Here is a 16245-nt window from a genome sequence, read left to right as displayed (position 1 = left end):
GTTGCCCGGAAAGCGGGCACGGCGGGTTCGGGCCGGGGGCCGCTGGAAAAGGACCTGCACGACAGGCACCTCGCCAGCGGCCTACCGGTGCCGCGTCGTGGTGATGTCTCGGTGATGATGAGCGCTGGCTGGAACGCGGCGCGGGCCAGCCCAGTTGCCGGCCAGGCGGGGGAGGCCGCCGAGTTGTCTGTGGCGGGCGGTCCGTAGCGTGGCGCGATGGGAATGTACCCGGAGTACAAAGAGATACCTGCGGCCCTGCTCGCCCGGCTGCTCGAACACCCCGATGACGAGGAGTGGGTCGACGGGCTGCTGTTCGAGACCGGTGATTCGGACTCGACCACTGCGCCGGGCTGGAGCGCGGCGGCGAGTTACTCAACCCTGACTGACGAGGAGCTTCGCGCGCGCTTTACCTGGCCCCACCTGACCTTCTCTGCCGCGCAGCGGCGCCGGCTCGGCGCCCTCGACCTCGGCAAGTACCCGGATCCGGACTGGTTCAGCCACTTCCTCTTCGCGGCCGATACCCCAGAACGGATCGATCTGACAGGCGTGCTCAGCGACGACTGGGACGAGAGGAACGCCGCCTGGGAGAAGATCGTGGAGGTGCCGGTCCACGTCGCGCACCACAGCGCCTACCGCAAAGGGGACACCGAGTACGGCTTCCACACGAACGTGCCCTGCTACGGCATCGGCGCGTACCGCACGGCCGAGGTTCTGGCCTCCGTGTGGGACAAGATCGAACGCGTCCTCGCCGCCTACCCCGAGCAAGCCAGCCGCATCATCGAGCAATTCGAAGTGCAGATCAGGTACTACTACGGCTGCGTCGCCCGGGGCAGCGTCGACCTGAGCGCGTGCTGGTAGCGCAATAGCGCTGGCGCGGCAGGCGTCCGGAGAACGGGGTGCGTCGGGCCCAACAGCATCCAGAGGCGACGGCGCCTCACCTGCCACCGGTCATGTCAACCGAAATGTCCTGGCCCGGCTCGCCAGCAGCCGTTAGCGCAGCGCCGCCACCGCAGTCTCGATCACCGTGTCGGGCGGGCTGACGACGTCGGGCACGACGCCGGCGCCCTCCCAGTTGGTGCCGGTGATGCTGTCGACGACGTAGGCCTCGGGCAGGTGCGCCAGAACCGTCGGCGCCAGCCGGATCGGCGTGATGTGATCGGCGGCGCCGGGCGTGGTTTCACCCACGACGGCAACCCTGCCCCGTGTCTGCAGGTGATATGCGAGCGCTTCGCCGGACGAGAACGTGCCCGGGCCGACGAGGACGGCGACCGGCTGCCGCAGACTCGTGCCGGCCGGCAGGGCGGGTGTCCACCACTGGCGCCGCCGGTCCGGGTAGACGACCTCGGACAGCTGCGTCGGCGTATCGCCGAGCAGCCGGCCGGCGATGTGCGCCACCGTTGCCGGGTCGCCGCCCCCGTTGGCGCGCAGGTCGAGCAGGATCCGGGCCGAGCCCTGAGCGAGGGCGAACGCGGCGTCGAGATACGGCTGGGCGAGGCTGACGGCGTCGAGGTCATCGACCCTGATGAGGCAGGTGCCGTCCGCCAGCCGCTGCACCCGCGAAACGCACGCGGCCCGAGCTCGGACCACGTCCGGGTCGGGATCCGGCCAGCCCGGCGACACGGTGTCGGGCCGGCCGGTGCCGCCGGGCTCGAGGGTGAGCTTGAGATGGCGGGAGACCGTCCACGCACACCGTTCGATCGCCACGCAGTCGGCGCCAGTGACCGGGGTATCCACGGCCTCGAACCGTTCGGTGAGCACGGCGATGAGCGCGTCTCGGCGCGCGCCGGGCGGCATCAGCCGGGGCAGCCAGTCGGTGAGCCGCTCGACGAGGTCATGCACCAGCAGGACGTCGGACATGACCGAACGATAGGGCAGCGGGTCCGCGTCCAGCAGCCTCGACCGCTACGCCCGCAGCGAACCGGCTTCGCAGCCTGCACAGCTCAGGTCGGGCGGTGAACGGCACCGACCCGTCCGACGGACAACCGTGTTTCCGCTGGCTGACCGTCCTGGCGGTGATCGGCCACGAGATATCCGGCCGCGTAGCCGAGCCCCGATGCCTGTACCTCGACCGCAGAGAGAACACCATCGGCCGACGCCAGGTGATCGCGCGTATCCAAACGCTCCGCGACGAACTCATCAGCAGCGGATGCCGGCGAACGCATGGCGGCAGTACGCTGGCTGGGATGGCCGTGCAGGTTCTTGGTCACAGACCTCACCGTCCCGCTGATGTGAACGCTCGCGGGATCCTGGACCGTGCGCCGGCACAGATCAGCAGTGTGTTCATCGCAGAGCTTGACCAATCCGATGCGACACAGCTTGGTTCGTACGGCCTGCGGATGGTGGTACTGGCGATGCGGGAACGTTCCCTGGATCGCCTCCAGCACGGTCTGCTGGCGATAGCTCTTGGCGCTGCGGTCGACGTCCCCGACGACCGGGATCTCATGGTCGGTTTGGCGTTGCCGCACGTAGCCGCCAACCAGCTCGGCGCTCAGCCGATTCGGGTCTTCGAAACGACGGCGGCGCGCTTCGATGAAGGCTCGTTGCCGGAACTCCTGCGCGTGTTCGGCGCCCGCGTCGACGTCACACTCGCCGCCTTCGGATGGCGTCAGATCGTGACGGACAACGGCCTCGAGGTCATCTCCGGTTGACTGCGCATGGCGACGCCGGAGGCACTTGCCGCGGTGTGGCAGGCGTTGCCAACTGGTGGTCGACATCGAGTGGCGTTGCGCGCCGATCGCCACCAAGCCGCAGCGCTCGACCGGCGGCCATGAGCGGATGCCTTGAGCACCGGGATTTCAGTCAACAGGCAGCACCGACGGGTCGAGTTCCCACGCGCCAGGGATCAGCAGGACGCATACCGGCCGCTCGTCGGGTGGGGTCGCCGCCTCGTAGGCTATGGTCACCTCCCGCGCGGCCCGGCTGGCTGGAGGCAGCAGCCGCATGACGATCCAGTAGGCCGGTCCGTCGCCGCGCTCCGCCGCATGGCGCAGCAGGGCAAACGCCGCAGCGTCATCGCCCTTGTGATGCAGCAGTCCAGCCAGGTCCAGGCGTTCTCGGTCCCGAACCGCTGAGCCTGACGTCGAACCCCGTTGCACCGGGCGGCGCCGTACCGGACACTGTTGGCGATCAATTTAGCGACGGGGGGAGTCGCGGTGCGGCTTGCGGGTGTGCTGATGGTCTTCGTGGTGAGTGGCGCGTTGCTGGCGGGGTGTCAGCAGGCGAAGGATCCGGCGCCGGCCGTGTCGGCGAGCCCGTCGGCGTCGGTGGCGCCGTCGACGGCGGCCGGTGACGCCGCCAAACCGGTCGTGGGCAACTGCTGGACGTCCTACACCGCGACGTACACTGGCGACAAGATCAACGAGCTGATCGTGGACGAGCTGCATCCGGTGGCGGACTGCGGGGCGCGGCATCTGACCGAGACGTTCCACGTGGGTGCGTTCCCCGGTGACACGTTGCCGGCCGACCCCGAGGTGCAGCGTGTGTACGCCGAGTGCGAGGCGAAGGCGGCTGAGTTCCTCGGCGCGGACTGGCACGACGGTCGGCTGGCGCTGCTGCTGTTGCCGCCGACGGAGGCGAGGTGGGACGCGGGCGTCCGGGCGTTCCGCTGCGACCTCGTCGAGCGGCGCGGTATCAGCGACGAGTCGTCGTTCCGCACCGGTTCACTCAAGGACAGCATGCGCGGCGCGCGTCCGATCGGGCTGGGCTGCGGCACGGTCGTGTACAACACGGACCCGAAGCGTACGCCGCTGTGGATGCAGCCGGCTGCCTGCGGCCAGCCGCACAACGGCGAGTACATCGGGACCGTGCGCGCGCCGGCTGGCGCTGCCACCGCCCCGGGCACCGGCGAGCACCTGCGCCAGCAGTGCTCCCAGCTGGTCGACCGCTACACGGGTCGCTCCTTCGCGAACCTCGCCACGCAGCTCGGGCAGCAGATCGGGCTCCTGTGGTGGCGGGTGTCGGACCACAACTGGGACGCCGGCGAGCGCAGCGCCCGGTGCGTGCTCGTCGTCGAGCAGCCGATCGCGAAGTCCCTCAAGGCCTGACCGACGCGTCGAGAGCCGGCCGGTGCCGTCCACATGCGACATCCACGGGCCACGCCCCACCTGCGTCCGATGGAATTACAGTTCCGCCGCTGACGCGGGACAGCACGCCGCATGCTGCGGAGCCGAGAGCACCGGCCGGTCAGCAGCACGCGACGGCTCATCGGCAGTTCAGTGAGTGCCGGGTCGTTCCCCGGGCATGCGCACTACATACGGAGAGTCACACCGGCCCGGCCGGCGGCGCGCTCGCTCGGCGGCAGATCCGTGTGCCCGATCGAGCCTTCCAGTCCGGCGTAACCGAGATGCGGCAGGCACTCGACCAGTGGATCATCAGCGGAGTGGGAACAGCCGATGACGTCAAGCGTGCGCGAGATCGTTTTGAGGGCACGCTGCGCGCCCTGCCGGGCCGGCGCCTGACTGCGGTCGACTACTGGGACGTGTACACCGTCGGCCCGGAGCCGGCGCCGTGGGACTACGGCGATTGGCATCACGCCGTCATGGGCGTCGACTCGGCACCGACCTGGGACCGGTCACGATCACCTGGACCGACACGTTCTACCCGTACGGTGTCGAGGTGCTCGACGAGCCGATCGAATATCGCCGGGCATCGAGCGACGAGGGCCCGCAGCGAGTCGGTCCCGACGCTGCTGGCATGCGGGCCTTCACCTCGTGTCTGGGATCGCCGGTCCGCGCCGCCGAGTGCCATTGGCAGCGGCTGCAAATCAGGCCTGGCAGGCGCGCCGACGGTAGCGTCATCGGCACGGCGTACTCGATCGATGTCCCGGTCGCGGTCCGCCTAGACTTCCCCGCCACAGCGGTGTGGTTCGTCGCTGGCATGCCACAATTCCCCAACGCCGGCGCGTTCATTCCCGCCGACGAGATCATGGTCGTTTTCTCCGCCAAAAAGATGCGTGACCTGGGCTTCAACGACGCGACGTTCCTTCGAACAGTCGGCTGAACTGCTGCAAGAAAACCACACCGGATCGCGGCTACGCATGCACCTGATACCCGATCAAGGGCCCCTGGCAGGCCGCCACGCTCGATCGGCGGATCCGCGCATCTGACCTTGGCGTCGGGAGCTACTCGCCGTCGACGCCGCGATACGTGCGGGACTCGTCCGCTGCGTCGGCAAGCTCGTCGAAGTCCATGTTCGCGATGGTGAGATCGGCAGCTGCAGGTGCGGGCGTAGGCCCGGCGCGGACGATCACGGGCTCGCGTTGACGGTCGATCCGGCGACCGATGAACGCGACCGCGAACCCGCAAACGCCAGCCCGATCCCGAGGTACCGGCCGCGCTGCGCGCCACGACCGATGTGCTGACGATGCAATCTGTCCGTCGAAACCGCTTGACGAGTCAGAACACCGTGGCGCACACTCCTAACTGTGTTAGGTGAAACTAAGCGCGATAGGAAAACCGAACGGCGTTCGGAGACGCGGCGTGAGATCGTCGATGCCGCTTGGCGGCTCGCCCGCGACAACGGCCTCGCCCAGGTGACCTTGCGCGACGTGGCCGAGTCGGTGGGGATGCGGGCGCCGTCGCTCTACACCCACTTCGCGTCCAAGAACGCCATCTACGACGCGATGTTCGGCGATGCCTGGACCCAGTACCAGGAGTACGAAGCGGCCGCCCGGGCGAGCGAGCCGAAGACCAGCCGGGCCGCGATGCGGCACTACGCCCGGGTCTACTTCGACTTCGCGGTCGCGTTTCCGGCCCGCCATCAGCTGATGAGCCTGCGGACCATTCCTGACTTCACACCGAGCGACGCCGCGTACGCATCATCGGTTGCGGTGATGGAGCACTTCGCCGCCCGCATGCGCCAGCACGGCGTGGACGGCCAGGACGACCTCGACCTGTTCGTCGCGATCGTCGACGGCCTGGTCACCGCCCAGCTCGCCAACGATCCGGGCGGCGAACGGTGGTCCCGGCTACTGGATCGCGCCATCGACATGTTCGCCGACAACCTCGGCATCACCAGCGAAGGGAGCCGACCATGACCACAACCCGGACACCTGAGATCAGCCGGTCCGCGCCGCGGACAGCGTCGATCGACCACGACCTGGCCACGCAGCTCGCGGTCACGGAATACCACCGTGGCGAGCAACTCCTGACCCAACTTTCCGCCGAGCAGTGGTCCGCACCGACCGTCAACACCGGGTGGGACGTCCGGGCGACCGCAGGTCACATGGTCGGCATGATGGAGATGATGGGCAGCATCGCCCAGCTCGTCCGCCAGCAGATCGCCGCGCAGCGGGCGGCTCGAAGCGCCGGCGCGCCAGTGTCGATCGACGAGCTGACCGCGTTACAGGTGCGCCGCAACGCCGGGCTGACGGTTGACGAACTCATCGGCAAGTACCGCACGCTTGCCCCGAAAGCGGTGCGCGGGCGCCAGCGGATACCAGCCGTCGTCCGCCGCCGGACGCTTTCCGAACGCCAACTCGTCAACGGCCGGCTGGAGCGCTGGACGCTCGGCTATCTCATCGACGTCGTCCTGACCCGCGACCCGTTCATGCACCGCCTGGACATCCACGCCGCGACCGGTCTCGCACCCCAGATCACCGGCGAACACGAAGGTCGCATCATCGACGGCGTCGTGCACGAGTGGGCCGAACGTCACGGCAGGCCATACACGCTGCACCTGACCGGGCCCGCGGGCGGTCACTGGTCCAACGGAACCGGCGATCCGATCCGCCTGGACGCCCTGGACTTCTGCCGCGTCGCGTCCGGCCGACCCGCCGTCACACCGGACGTCGAGCCCGCCGGACTCCTCACCACCGCGGTGCCGTTCTGACACCGCGCATCCGACAACGCGCACTGCCCCCGACAAGACCGGACCTGCGCATCTCGGCAGGATAGGAAGCCTCGACGTCACCGGGGCCGTCGCTCGTTGTGACGACCAGCGTCCCGGCATCGCGCGCCACCAGTGGCATGTGCGGATGCCATGATCGTCGTCGGACGCCTCGGTTCTCCGGTCTCGGCGAACTCCAGGACCCGTTCCGTCGAAGGTGGCTTCGGTTCGGTACCGGGCGCTGTCCTCGTCGTCGGGTCGCTGCCGACCAACGGCGGGCCTCTGTCTTGGCGTCACCACAGCGGGACCGGCCCGGTGGACTCTCCGCCCAGTCCGTCAACTCACCGAACGGAAACCAACCTTCGGCGACGCCCTCGATCCCCCGCGGGGACCGATCCCGCCATCCGCGGACTCCAGGAAGATCCGCCGCACCAACGGCGGCAACGGAAATCCGATCGCCGCCTCTACCCGCCGGACGTCGTCCTCAGACGCCGGTGCGGGCAACTGGTCGCGGCGTAGCGGGCGTGTTTGAATACTGCGTGATCTTCGAAGTGATCTGGGCGTTCTTCCTTCTGACGGTCATCGCGTCGTTCCTGATCGATGCCGATCCTGCACGGAAGCTCGGCGCCGCGGCATCGTGATGGTCGGCCAAAGCGTGGTGGGGGTGGTCGAGAACCGTCACGGTCTCACCGGTTGGGCCGAGGAGCTGGCGATCGTCACCATCGGACTCTCGGTCGCCGGCGTGGCGTTGCTGGCCTACGTCGTGCGACGCGTCGGCGGGGGTATCCTCATCATGCTGGGCGGCACCGCGATCCTCGGCGCATGGGCGTTCAACGCATGGGCGACACTGGTGCTGGCGCGCACCGGCGAGTACGACCAACTGCTGGCAGGCACCTATTGGATCATGGATTCGGCCGGCATGGCCCTGCTCATGACGAGCTATGGCCTGCACCGACGCCGCTCGGCGTCCATGACCCGCAACGACGTACACCCGGGCTGGGACTCCTGGAGGGCGACCGGTCCCCAGCCCGTGGACGACCCGGCGCCGGCGGGCGGCTACACCGTCCCTCGAGGTACATCACCGCGCTGACCGCGGCATGACAGCGCAGCTGATCTTGGGTGCGTTGGGTTGGTCCACGCCTTCGAGCGACAGGTGCCGACTGCGCGGCCGGTTCGTCAGTAATGAGCGAGTATCTGGGCGATCGGATGGCCGAGCAGCGCAGCCAGCTCGTCGAGTTCCTCGGCGTCGAGTTCGTACCTCGCGCGGCTCGGGTTCATGGCGCATACCTCGAACCGGGCGAACCCGACCGGCCAGTCGTAACGCAGCGAGTCCAGGGCAACGACCGCGCCACAGCAGGGCACCGAGACGTTCAGGCTGTCGAAGCTCTCGCCGTTCTCCTCAAGCAGGTCGAAAAACCAGTACACGTCAATGTCCCCGTCGCAGTTCGGGCAGGAGATCCGGGTGGTGTTCTCGCCAGCATCGATCACCGTGATCCGGTCGTAGAACTCATGCTCGACCTCCTCGACGTCGTCCTCGGGGCCGGAGAACAGCCGCGCCACGTAGGCCGTTGCCGCAGCGGCGTTCTCCTGCGTGGGCTGCCACTCCCGATCGGTCGGGATCAAACGGATGTACCCATCGCTCACGGAACCCAGCATGCCTGATCAGCGTCAGACATGATCAATCTGACCGCGGATGCGCTGACGACGCCGACCGCGGGCCGCTGGCGCATCGCATAGATGCTGCGCCACCTCCTGGCCCTACTGGCCTGATTGCTACTCGGAGGCCGAGAGCAGCACGCGGAACGTGGTGGCCCGGCCCGGGTCGCTCTCGACCTCGGCGGTTCCCGCGTGCGCGGCGACGATCGCTGCGACGATCGCCAAGCCCAATCCGGTGCCGGTCCTCTCGCTGGTCCGGGTGCGGGCCGGGTCCGCGCGGTAGAACCGCTCGAAGACGTGCTGCGCCTCGTTGGGGCCGAGCCCGGGCCCGGTGTCGGTCACCTCGACCACGGCCTGCCCGGGGCGGCGCGACAACCGCACCGTCACGTCGGCGTCGACGCCTGTGTGCGTGAGGGCGTTGGCGACGAGGTTGGCGATGACCTGGCGCAGCCGTTGCTCGTCGCCGGTGACGACCAGCGGCGCCGGCGTGGCGACGTCCAGCGCGAGCGGTCGGTCGCGCGCCACAGCGTGGAAGCCCTCGATGACGTCGGAGGCGAGCGCCACCAGGTCGACCGGCTCCACGGCCAGCGGGCGCTGCTGGTCGAGGCGGGCCAATAGCAGCAGATCCTCGACGAGCACGGCCATCCGCCGGGCCTGGTCCTCGATGCGCCCCACCAGCCCGGCGGCCTCCTGCGGGTCCTGGACGGCGCCCTGGCGGTACAGCTCGGCGAACCCACGAATGATGGTGAGCGGCGTGCGCAGCTCGTGCGAGGCATCGGCGACGAACCGGCGCATCTTCTCCTCCGACGAGCGGGCGGTCGCCTCGGACGCCGACCGGGCCGCGAAGGCGTCCTCGATCTGCTCGATCATCAGGTTGAACGCCCGGCCCAGCCGGCCGACCTCGGTGCGCGGGTCGAGTTCGGGCGCCCGCCGGGACAGGTCGCCAGCCGCGATCACCGCCGTGGTCTGCTCGATCTGGGCGAGCGGCCGCAGGCTGGCCTGGATTAGCCAGACGGCCAGGACGGCCACCGTCGCGACGATGCTCAGCCCGACCAGCAGCACGAACCAGACCAGCCGGCCGACGGTACCGTCCACATCGGACAGCTGGGCGCCGATGACGATGTGCTGGCCGCCCGGCGCGCTGACGGAGAGGACCCGCCACCGCATCGTGCCGTGCAGGCCGCGTACCGTGAACGGCCCGGTCCTGGACAGGTCGGCGCGCTTGAGGTCGGGCGGGTCCGCGGGCAGCTGGCGCGGCAACGAGCTGACCAGCCTGCGGTCGGTGTCCAGCGACTCGATGAGGAACAGGTCGGGGAACTTCAGGCTCTCTTCCTGGCCTTCCGGTACCGGGAATTGCAGCTCGGTGTGCCCGGCGGTGATCTGCTTGCGGGCCTGGTCGCCGAGGTCGGCGAGCTGGCGGTCGATGCGGCCGGTGAGCTCCTCGCGCAACGCGGTGACGGTGGCCGCGCCCACGACCGTCACGGCGCTGGTGACCAGCCCGAGCACCGCCACGACGAGCTTGACGCTCAGCGGCGTCCGGCCGAGCACGTCGGCCATACCCGGCCACGGCGGGACCCGGCGGCCGATACCGGGCGTTGCCTGCGATACCAAACGCATCCAATATGGTGCAACCGGCAACCTTGAGCCCGGCTGCGAACCAACAGGGGATCTGCTGGGACCCAGGGTCACGGTCCCGGCCACCTGAGCGCCGCCTGACCAACCGACCGGCGTGCGGCGCCCGGGCCGGACCTCGGCCGCAGCAGCAGCGACTGGTCCAGAACGCAGGCGCCGTTGTAGGGGTCGCCGTCCAGATGATCACGTGCACGCACATCGGCAGATCAGTGCGCCGGTCGCCGCGTGGCCTCCTCACGCGGTGTGACGGACGCGGTCGAACTCGCGCTCACCCCTCGGCGGCATGTGCGTGTGCTTGATCAAGCGTCGACCCCACGGTGCGTGTGATCAGTAGTGGGCGAGGTCTGCGTGTCGGGGTGACCGAGAAGAGTGGCCAGATAAGCGGCGTTTACTTCTGTGTTCGCGCTGCTGACAAAGCTCCCGTACAAGCAGCAGGCCGCCAGTTGCTATGCATGCAGACCGATTCGTCGGGCAAGCCGCAAAATGCCGGCTTCGGAGGAGTCCGTTCGAAGGACGAGCTTCTGCTGCCCGACGTAGGCTCTGTCAAGATAGCCGAGGTACATTCGTACATGTTTTTTAACGCTTGCGTCGAGCGTTCTACGGGGATTTGCTGCTCTAGGTAGCCAACGCCACCGTCCGAGCAGCGTGTCCCGGGCAACATCGATGCGTTCGAACGACCACAGCACAATATACAGCGCTTCTAGTTCGGCAAGTGTGAGCTGGACGTGGTCGCCCCGCGCGGGGTCATCAAACGCGGTGCCCACGACGTGTCTGGCTTCGGACACCGGTCCGGTGGTCAGATCCGCATGAAGTTGCCTGACGCGTTCGAAGTCGGTGCGACGAACGTTGTTCAGGCTGAACAGGCCTGCGCCGATGGCGAGCACCAACGTGACGATAGGCCCGAAGATCTCGCTGAAGTTCACCGGACAGTTCCCCCTGAACGCAGATCGGTGGGTGCTCCAGTCACCGTTGTACGACACGTCCGCCAGCAGGCGGTGCCACGTGCCTGGAGAACGGGGCAACGGCCAGCCCTATATTCGGGCCCGACGGGTTGAACGGCCGCATCCTCAATTCGGCACGAATGCGCAGCGGATCCGTCAGTGCGTCCGGCTGAAACGGCGTACGCAGCGTGACGACCGCCGTCGAACGGGAGCGCCCGAGCGCGGCATGTGCGGAAACGTGATCCAGCTATGGGCGCCCGTAGCGGCAGATGCGTGCACCAAGATCGTGGAACGAGGATTGTCCGGCGGTGGCGAGGTTCCATCATACCTTCGCAGCCGATATATTGGACCGCGTGGAAACCCCACTGCGTGAACCCACATTCCTGATCCTCACCGCTCTCGTCGGCGAGCCGATGCACGGCTACGGCCTGATCGCCGAGGTGGCCCGGCTGTCCGACGGCCGCATCTCGCTGCGGCCCGGCACGCTGTACGGCGCGCTGGACCGGCTGGTCGACGCGGGCCTGGTGGGCGTCGACCACGAGGAGATCGTCGACGGCCGGCTACGCCGCTACTACCGGCTCACCGAGCCGGGCGGCGAGGTGCTGGCCGCCGAGACCGAACGCATGCGCCGCAACGTCAAGGCGGCAACCACCCGGCTGCGCGCCGCCAAGGCCGCGCCCCGCCTGAGCCGAGGACTCGCATGAGCCCGCCGGAACGCCGTCCGGACCGCCCGGAACGGCATGGTCAAGGACACCCTGCGATGACCGATCTCGAACGGCGCTATGCACGCTGGACGGCGCTGTTCTATCCGGCCGACTATCGGCGGAGGCGTGGCTCGGAGCTGGTGGACACCTACCTGTCCCTGGCCGCGCCCGACCGTAGGAGACCCTCGCGGGCCGACATCGCGGACCTCGCGGCCGGTGGGCTGCGCCAGCACCTACGGACCGCACTCGGCCTCGGCCCCGGCTTCCGGCTCGCCGGCCTGCTCGCACTGACGACCACGAGCGCGTTCGCGAGCGGGTGGGCGATCTTCGAGGCGCTGGCACCCACAGTGTTCCGGTTTAGGTATACCGGGCCTTTCATGTCCCTCGGGGTAGCGGCGTGGGCGGTCTGGTTGCTGACGGCCGTCGTGTACGTCGTCGCTCCCGGCCGGTGGTTTCGCCGTGCGGCGTTCCTCGCCGTGCTGGTCACCGCGGGTGTCGTGCCGGCCGCGATGCTGACCGGAATGCCCCGCCCACCGCTGATCGTGCTGCTGCCCCAGTTCGTCCTCGGTATCGTCGCGGTGGGCGCCGCCACACGGCACCGCCGGTGGGTTCGGCTGACGCCGCTCGCCGCCGCAGCGTTGACCGTGCCGGTCACCGTTGCCGCGGAACTGCGCCTGAACTTCTACGGCGACTACTACCTGCCCGCCGCTACGGCATTGCCGGCCGCCGGGGTGACGCTGCTGATCGGCGCGACGCTGCTCGCGCTCGGCCTGGCCGCCCGGCACGACTACCGCGGTGTCTGGGCGCTGCTGATCCTGCTCACGCCGATCGGCATGCTCGCATTGAACCCACTCGGTGCGATGCTCGACGACGCCGGCCCCGGCCGGCCCCTCGTCCCGGTGTGGTCATCCATGGCCGTCGCTGCGATACTGGTCGCCGCGGTGGGACCGGCACTGCTGCTCCTGGCCATCGCCGCGCGAGGTCGCCACTCAGCAGGTGGTCGGCCGCTGCCCGCCGCGGCGGCCCATTGCCCGACCTGCGGCGCCCCGTCAAATTCCGCGTAGTCCACGACACCGCACCCACTGGGACCTGACGACGCACGCGCACGATCGGCGGCATGCGCGGCCGTCTGCGCCGACCTGACCGCAGCATTCGGCACGGATAGCGTCGCCGTGTCCGGCCCGCTGATGTTCGTCGCGCAGTCGGGCAGCTCCGAGGGACGCGCGAACCTGCTCGAGGTGACCGACACCCTCCTCCACGACGCCACGGACCGGCCGCTTGACGAGCCCCAGCGTCATCGCGGCAACCCACGCCCGGCACTCGTCGTTCAAGCCGCGGTCGTACGGCGGAGGCAGCTCAGCCGGGGCACCCACACGGACCACGGCGGGCACGATGCCGGCATCGAACGGATGAGCGGCCGGGTCGACGTCCGCCCCACCTCAGCGGACCGCCGGGGTCAGTCGTCATCGTCGGCCATCCTGCCACGACGCCGGAGGTTGGTGCCGCCGACCGGCAACCTGGCGGCGTGCCCGGGGGTGTTACTCCTCGACAGGGGGAGGAGGCCAGGTGGACGCTCAGCCGGAAGACAGTTTCAACGAGTTCTACCGCAGCAGCCGCCAGCGCGTCGTCACGTTTCTCCTTGCGATGACGGGTGACCGCGCCGAAGCGCAGGACACCGCGCAGGAGGCGTATGTGCGGGCTTGGCAGCGGTGGTCAGCGGTCGGTGGGTACGACGACCCGGAGGCGTGGGTGCGGACGGTGGCGTACCGGTTGAGCATCAGCCGATGGCGCAAGGCCAGGAACCGGCTGGTCGCGCACCGGTTGTACGGCGTGCGGGAGCCGGTGGCGCCGCCGGACGAGAACACCGTCGCGCTGGTCGCCGCGCTGAAGCTGCTGCCGGAGGTGGATCGGGAAGCCGTCACGCTGCACCATCTGCTCGACCTTTCCGTCGCTGACATCGCGCGGCAGACCGGTACACCGGCGAACACGATCAAGGCCCGGCTCGTCCGCGGCCGGAACAGACTGGCGACCCTGCTCGGCAGGGACCTTTCGGGGGAGATCACCCATGCCTGACCCGCTGTTCGACAGCATGATCGCCGACGCCGGGTCGGTGCGATGGGCCCCGGCCGACGAGTTGCGGGACCGTGCCCGCCGCCGGACCCGGCGCACAAGGATCGCCACGGCCGCGGCGGCGTTCACCGCGGTCGCCGTCGTTGTCGGGGGGGTCGCCGTGGCCGGCGCGGATCGCGCGGCACCACCGCCCGTGCCCGGCGGCAGCAGCAGCCCACCGGCGGCGTCCAGCACTCCGCCGCCGGATTCACCCAGTCCCACCGAGGCGCCTTCCCAAGGACCGACCGGGGCGCCTTCCCAAGGGTCGACGGGCGCGGCGCCGGCGTCGGTCACCGCTGCCCGGTTCCTGCAGCCGTCCGACCTGGGCAGCGGGTGGGCCTCCACCCGCGTCGACAACGGCGACGGCGACTGGATCATCGAGGCGACCTTCTCCGCAGTGCAGTGCGCAGGCAACGGCTGGGCGTCCGGCCTCACCGACAACCGGCAGACCAGGGACCTGCGGAAAGGCTCCGACTCCTACAGACAGTGGGTCGGTCTGTTCCCGCGGAACACGGCAGCGGCGTACCTCGACGGCATCCGCGCCCACGTGCGGGACTGCGACCCGGCCCGGCTCGACACCAAGGTGGACCTCGCCGCGGAGCGCTTCGCCGGCGACGACGCGCTGCTCGTCGACTTCAACATCGAGGGTCTCTCATCGCGGTACCTCATCGTCCGCCACGGCGAGATGGTCGCGCTGATCTGGACGAAGGGCCCGCTGCCCGACGCCGCCGCGAAGGATCTGGGCCGCAAGGCGGCCGCCCGGCTCACCGGCTGAGGCGCCGTTGAAGCGACACCGGCCGGGTGCCACGGAGGCCAACCGGCCGGTGTCGTTCTTGCAGCGGTTCAGCGCGCCGGATTCCACTGATCGCATGTCCGCTTCGGCTCATCCGACAGCGCTGCCGCCGCTTCCCACAGCTCCCGCTGGAACTGCTCGTCCTGCCATACAGTGTCGTCCCAGATGCCGCTCGTGCTGCAGCGATCGTCGCGTTCGGCCAGGTCGGTGAGCCGGGCGGCGGCGCTCCTTGCGTCCATCTCCACGAGCAGGGCCACGGCCCGCGCCGTTCTCACCACCTTCCACGCGCACTGACGCGCGACCAAGTCCGCCCTCCGAACCGTCGGCCGGCGAACGCGCCCGCGCGACGCGACTGGCCGCGTTCGCCGACCGCCTGGACCCTGCGGCGCAGTAGCCGGCGAGTTCCGGCTGGCAAACCAGGTCAACTGAGCGCCTGGGCCGTGCAGCTCAGTAGTGGGTAAGTTCCCATGGTTGAACCAGGTCGGTGTCCGGCGGGGCGGTCAGGTCCAGGCCGCTGCCGTACGACATGCCGCGCCGAGGTGGGCGGGGCGCTCCGGCGGTCCGGGTGCCGAGCTGGCGGGCCGCCTCGGCGAGCACGATGCCGGTGAGGAGGCGGTAGCGGCCGGCGGCGCCCGGCACGGCGACGCGGGCGAACTCGGCGCCCGGCCGAGGTTCCCAGCCGTCGCCGTCCGGGATGACGAGCACGGTGCCAGGGCCGGTCAGCTCGGTGCGGTGCAGGGGCGGCCCGTCGACGTCCGGTGCGCAGACGACGACCCGGCTGCCGGGCGGCGACGACCAGGCGTCGCCGCCCGGGACGACGTGCAGCGGGTTGCGGTGGCTGCGCGCGGCGGCTCGGGCCTCGTTGCGGACCGGGCGCGGCGTGCCGAACCACACCTTCTCGCGGTCGTCGACCACGACGGTCTGCCAGCCGAACGCGGCCGCCGAACGCAGTGAGCTGCCGGCCTCGACGTGGTCGCGCGGCACGGCGAGCAGCAGGGTCGGGCGGTGCGACTCGGGGCGCGGGGCGCGTGCCTGGCGGCGGCCGTGCGCGTCGAGCAGGTAGTACAGGGCCACGGCCGCGGCGGTGGCCACGTTGAGGGTGTTCACGCCGCGGCCCGGCATCGGGATCTGCACCGTCTTCGCCGCGGCGCGTAGGACGTCCGGCCGGATGCCGCGGCGCTCGTTGCCGACCACGATGGACGCTCCACTATGGAGCGTTCCAGCACGGTACACCGACTCCGCCCTCGGCGCGTTGTCCACAGCGATGAGCGGGCCCGCGCCACCGAGCAGCGCAGCGGTGTCCACGGTGGACAGCTCCGGAAGGTGCTCGGCGAGACCGCGGCTGTCGCGGAAGCTGCACGGCACCGCAAACATCCGCGCGGCCTCGGCAAGCGCCTCCGCATTGGCGGGGTTCTCCACGCCGTCACCGACCAGGCGGGCACGCGGGCTCACCACTGTGCCGCCCATGCGTGCCGCGCCCGCATGGCGTATGAGGTTCCCCCTGAACAGTGGACAGGGCTTTAAGCAGCTCTCGCTGTTCCTGTCAGGGAATGCTCAAACCGGACGGGGCTATGCATCCCGATCG

The 16245-nt window shown here is 69.6% G+C and carries 20 protein-coding genes; 11 read left to right on the top strand and 9 right to left on the bottom strand.

Features of this window, described 5'->3' with window-relative positions; all coding sequences use genetic code 11:
- The coding region (locus ABZS58_RS49410) for a hypothetical protein (RefSeq protein WP_354791632.1) at nt 1–207 on the top strand (207 nt) is incomplete at its 5' end.
- 9 nt (nt 208–216) lie between these two features.
- Entirely contained in the window at nt 217–858 is a 642-nt protein-coding gene (locus ABZS58_RS49405; RefSeq protein ID WP_354791630.1) for a hypothetical protein, read from the top strand.
- Nucleotides 859–990: 132 nt separating this feature from the next.
- Here ABZS58_RS49405 and ABZS58_RS49400 read toward each other — a convergent pair whose 3' ends face one another.
- The 3 genes from ABZS58_RS49400 to ABZS58_RS49390 form a co-directional block, all read right to left on the bottom strand.
- Nucleotides 991–1857 (bottom strand): S41 family peptidase, encoded by an 867-nt coding sequence (locus ABZS58_RS49400; protein WP_354791629.1) that lies wholly within the window; start codon nt 1855–1857, stop codon nt 991–993.
- 83 nt (nt 1858–1940) lie between these two features.
- Nucleotides 1941–2741, bottom strand: a complete 801-nt coding sequence (locus ABZS58_RS49395; protein ID WP_354791627.1) for a hypothetical protein — start codon at nt 2739–2741, stop codon at nt 1941–1943.
- 54 nt (nt 2742–2795) lie between these two features.
- A complete protein-coding gene (locus ABZS58_RS49390) occupies nt 2796–3095 on the bottom strand; it encodes a hypothetical protein (protein ID WP_354791625.1) in 300 nt (99 codons plus the stop codon).
- 57 nt (nt 3096–3152) lie between these two features.
- Between ABZS58_RS49390 and ABZS58_RS49385 the strand changes: the two genes are divergently transcribed.
- Both ABZS58_RS49385 and ABZS58_RS49380 read left to right on the top strand, forming a co-directional pair.
- Nucleotides 3153–4043 carry a septum formation family protein gene (locus ABZS58_RS49385; RefSeq protein WP_354791624.1) on the top strand — a complete coding sequence of 297 codons (891 nt, stop codon included), beginning with the start codon at nt 3153–3155 and terminating at the stop codon, nt 4041–4043.
- Nucleotides 4044–4614: 571 nt separating this feature from the next.
- Complete coding sequence (locus ABZS58_RS49380; protein ID WP_354791622.1) at nt 4615–4998, top strand: hypothetical protein; 384 nt, start codon at nt 4615–4617, stop codon at nt 4996–4998.
- A 121-nt stretch (nt 4999–5119) separates the two neighbouring features.
- Here the strand turns inward: ABZS58_RS49380 and ABZS58_RS49375 are convergent, their stop codons facing one another.
- Nucleotides 5120–5248 carry a hypothetical protein gene (locus tag ABZS58_RS49375; protein ID WP_354791620.1) on the bottom strand — a complete coding sequence of 43 codons (129 nt, stop codon included), beginning with the start codon at nt 5246–5248 and terminating at the stop codon, nt 5120–5122.
- A gap of 174 nt (nt 5249–5422) precedes the next feature.
- On the opposite strand from ABZS58_RS49375, the gene ABZS58_RS49370 reads away from it, so the two are divergent.
- From ABZS58_RS49370 to ABZS58_RS49360, 3 genes are all read left to right on the top strand, one after another.
- Nucleotides 5423–6034, top strand: coding sequence for a TetR/AcrR family transcriptional regulator (locus ABZS58_RS49370; protein ID WP_354791618.1), 612 nt, complete (start codon nt 5423–5425; stop codon nt 6032–6034).
- Nucleotides 6031–6828, top strand: a complete 798-nt coding sequence (locus tag ABZS58_RS49365) for a maleylpyruvate isomerase N-terminal domain-containing protein (RefSeq protein WP_354791617.1) — start codon at nt 6031–6033, stop codon at nt 6826–6828. Before ABZS58_RS49370 ends, ABZS58_RS49365 begins: the two co-directional genes overlap by 4 nt.
- 652 nt (nt 6829–7480) lie before the next feature.
- Nucleotides 7481–7915, top strand: a complete 435-nt coding sequence (locus ABZS58_RS49360) for a hypothetical protein (RefSeq protein WP_354791615.1) — start codon at nt 7481–7483, stop codon at nt 7913–7915.
- 86 nt (nt 7916–8001) lie between these two features.
- On the opposite strand, the gene ABZS58_RS49355 is transcribed toward ABZS58_RS49360, so the two are convergent.
- The 3 genes from ABZS58_RS49355 to ABZS58_RS49345 form a co-directional block, all read right to left on the bottom strand.
- Nucleotides 8002–8469: a hypothetical protein gene (locus ABZS58_RS49355; RefSeq protein WP_354791614.1), complete on the bottom strand. Its 468-nt coding sequence runs from the start codon at nt 8467–8469 to the stop codon at nt 8002–8004.
- A 129-nt stretch (nt 8470–8598) separates the two neighbouring features.
- Nucleotides 8599–10038: an ATP-binding protein gene (locus tag ABZS58_RS49350; RefSeq protein WP_354791613.1), complete on the bottom strand. Its 1440-nt coding sequence runs from the start codon at nt 10036–10038 to the stop codon at nt 8599–8601.
- 521 nt (nt 10039–10559) lie between these two features.
- Nucleotides 10560–11036, bottom strand: a complete 477-nt coding sequence (locus ABZS58_RS49345) for a hypothetical protein (RefSeq protein ID WP_354791612.1) — start codon at nt 11034–11036, stop codon at nt 10560–10562.
- A 371-nt stretch (nt 11037–11407) separates the two neighbouring features.
- Here ABZS58_RS49345 and ABZS58_RS49340 point away from each other — a divergent pair, with 371 nt between their 5' ends.
- The 4 genes from ABZS58_RS49340 (at nt 11408) to ABZS58_RS49325 (ending at nt 14642) form a co-directional block, all read left to right on the top strand.
- A complete protein-coding gene (locus tag ABZS58_RS49340; RefSeq protein WP_354791610.1) occupies nt 11408–11758 on the top strand; it encodes a helix-turn-helix transcriptional regulator in 351 nt (116 codons plus the stop codon).
- 56 nt (nt 11759–11814) lie between these two features.
- Nucleotides 11815–12822, top strand: coding sequence for a hypothetical protein (locus ABZS58_RS49335; protein ID WP_354791608.1), 1008 nt, complete (start codon nt 11815–11817; stop codon nt 12820–12822).
- A gap of 502 nt (nt 12823–13324) precedes the next feature.
- On the top strand, nt 13325–13831 hold the full coding sequence (locus ABZS58_RS49330) for a SigE family RNA polymerase sigma factor (protein WP_354791607.1): 507 nt from the start codon (nt 13325–13327) through the stop codon (nt 13829–13831).
- Nucleotides 13824–14642 (top strand): hypothetical protein, encoded by an 819-nt coding sequence (locus ABZS58_RS49325; protein WP_354791605.1) that lies wholly within the window; start codon nt 13824–13826, stop codon nt 14640–14642. Before ABZS58_RS49330 ends, ABZS58_RS49325 begins: the two co-directional genes overlap by 8 nt.
- A gap of 68 nt (nt 14643–14710) precedes the next feature.
- Here the strand turns inward: ABZS58_RS49325 and ABZS58_RS49320 are convergent, their stop codons facing one another.
- On the bottom strand, nt 14711–14917 hold the full coding sequence (locus ABZS58_RS49320; RefSeq protein WP_354791603.1) for a hypothetical protein: 207 nt from the start codon (nt 14915–14917) through the stop codon (nt 14711–14713).
- A gap of 190 nt (nt 14918–15107) precedes the next feature.
- Nucleotides 15108–16127: a TrmH family RNA methyltransferase gene (locus ABZS58_RS49315; protein ID WP_354791601.1), complete on the bottom strand. Its 1020-nt coding sequence runs from the start codon at nt 16125–16127 to the stop codon at nt 15108–15110.
- Nucleotides 16128–16245: the final 118 nt, after the last annotated feature.

Origin of the sequence: Dactylosporangium sp. NPDC005555 (genome assembly GCF_040605635.1) — a bacterium.
In the GTDB taxonomy this organism is placed as follows: Bacteria; Actinomycetota; Actinomycetes; order Mycobacteriales; family Micromonosporaceae; genus Dactylosporangium.
The sequence above is the reverse complement of the archived record's forward strand: the minus strand, read 5'-3'. Positions and strand labels throughout refer to the sequence as shown.

Bases quoted from the DNA above. Each gene is read 5' to 3' on its own strand.
- ABZS58_RS49405 (WP_354791630.1), top strand. From the start codon at position 217: ATGGGAATGTACCCGGAGTACAAAGAGATACCTGCGGCCCTGCTCGCC.
- ABZS58_RS49400 (WP_354791629.1), bottom strand. From the start codon at position 1,857: ATGTCCGACGTCCTGCTGGTGCATGACCTCGTCGAGCGGCTCACCGAC.
- ABZS58_RS49365 (WP_354791617.1), top strand. From the start codon at position 6,031: ATGACCACAACCCGGACACCTGAGATCAGCCGGTCCGCGCCGCGGACA.
- ABZS58_RS49350 (WP_354791613.1), bottom strand. From the start codon at position 10,038: ATGGCCGACGTGCTCGGCCGGACGCCGCTGAGCGTCAAGCTCGTCGTG.
- ABZS58_RS49335 (WP_354791608.1), top strand. From the start codon at position 11,815: ATGACCGATCTCGAACGGCGCTATGCACGCTGGACGGCGCTGTTCTAT.
- ABZS58_RS49325 (WP_354791605.1), top strand. From the start codon at position 13,824: ATGCCTGACCCGCTGTTCGACAGCATGATCGCCGACGCCGGGTCGGTG.
- ABZS58_RS49315 (WP_354791601.1), bottom strand. From the start codon at position 16,127: ATGGGCGGCACAGTGGTGAGCCCGCGTGCCCGCCTGGTCGGTGACGGC.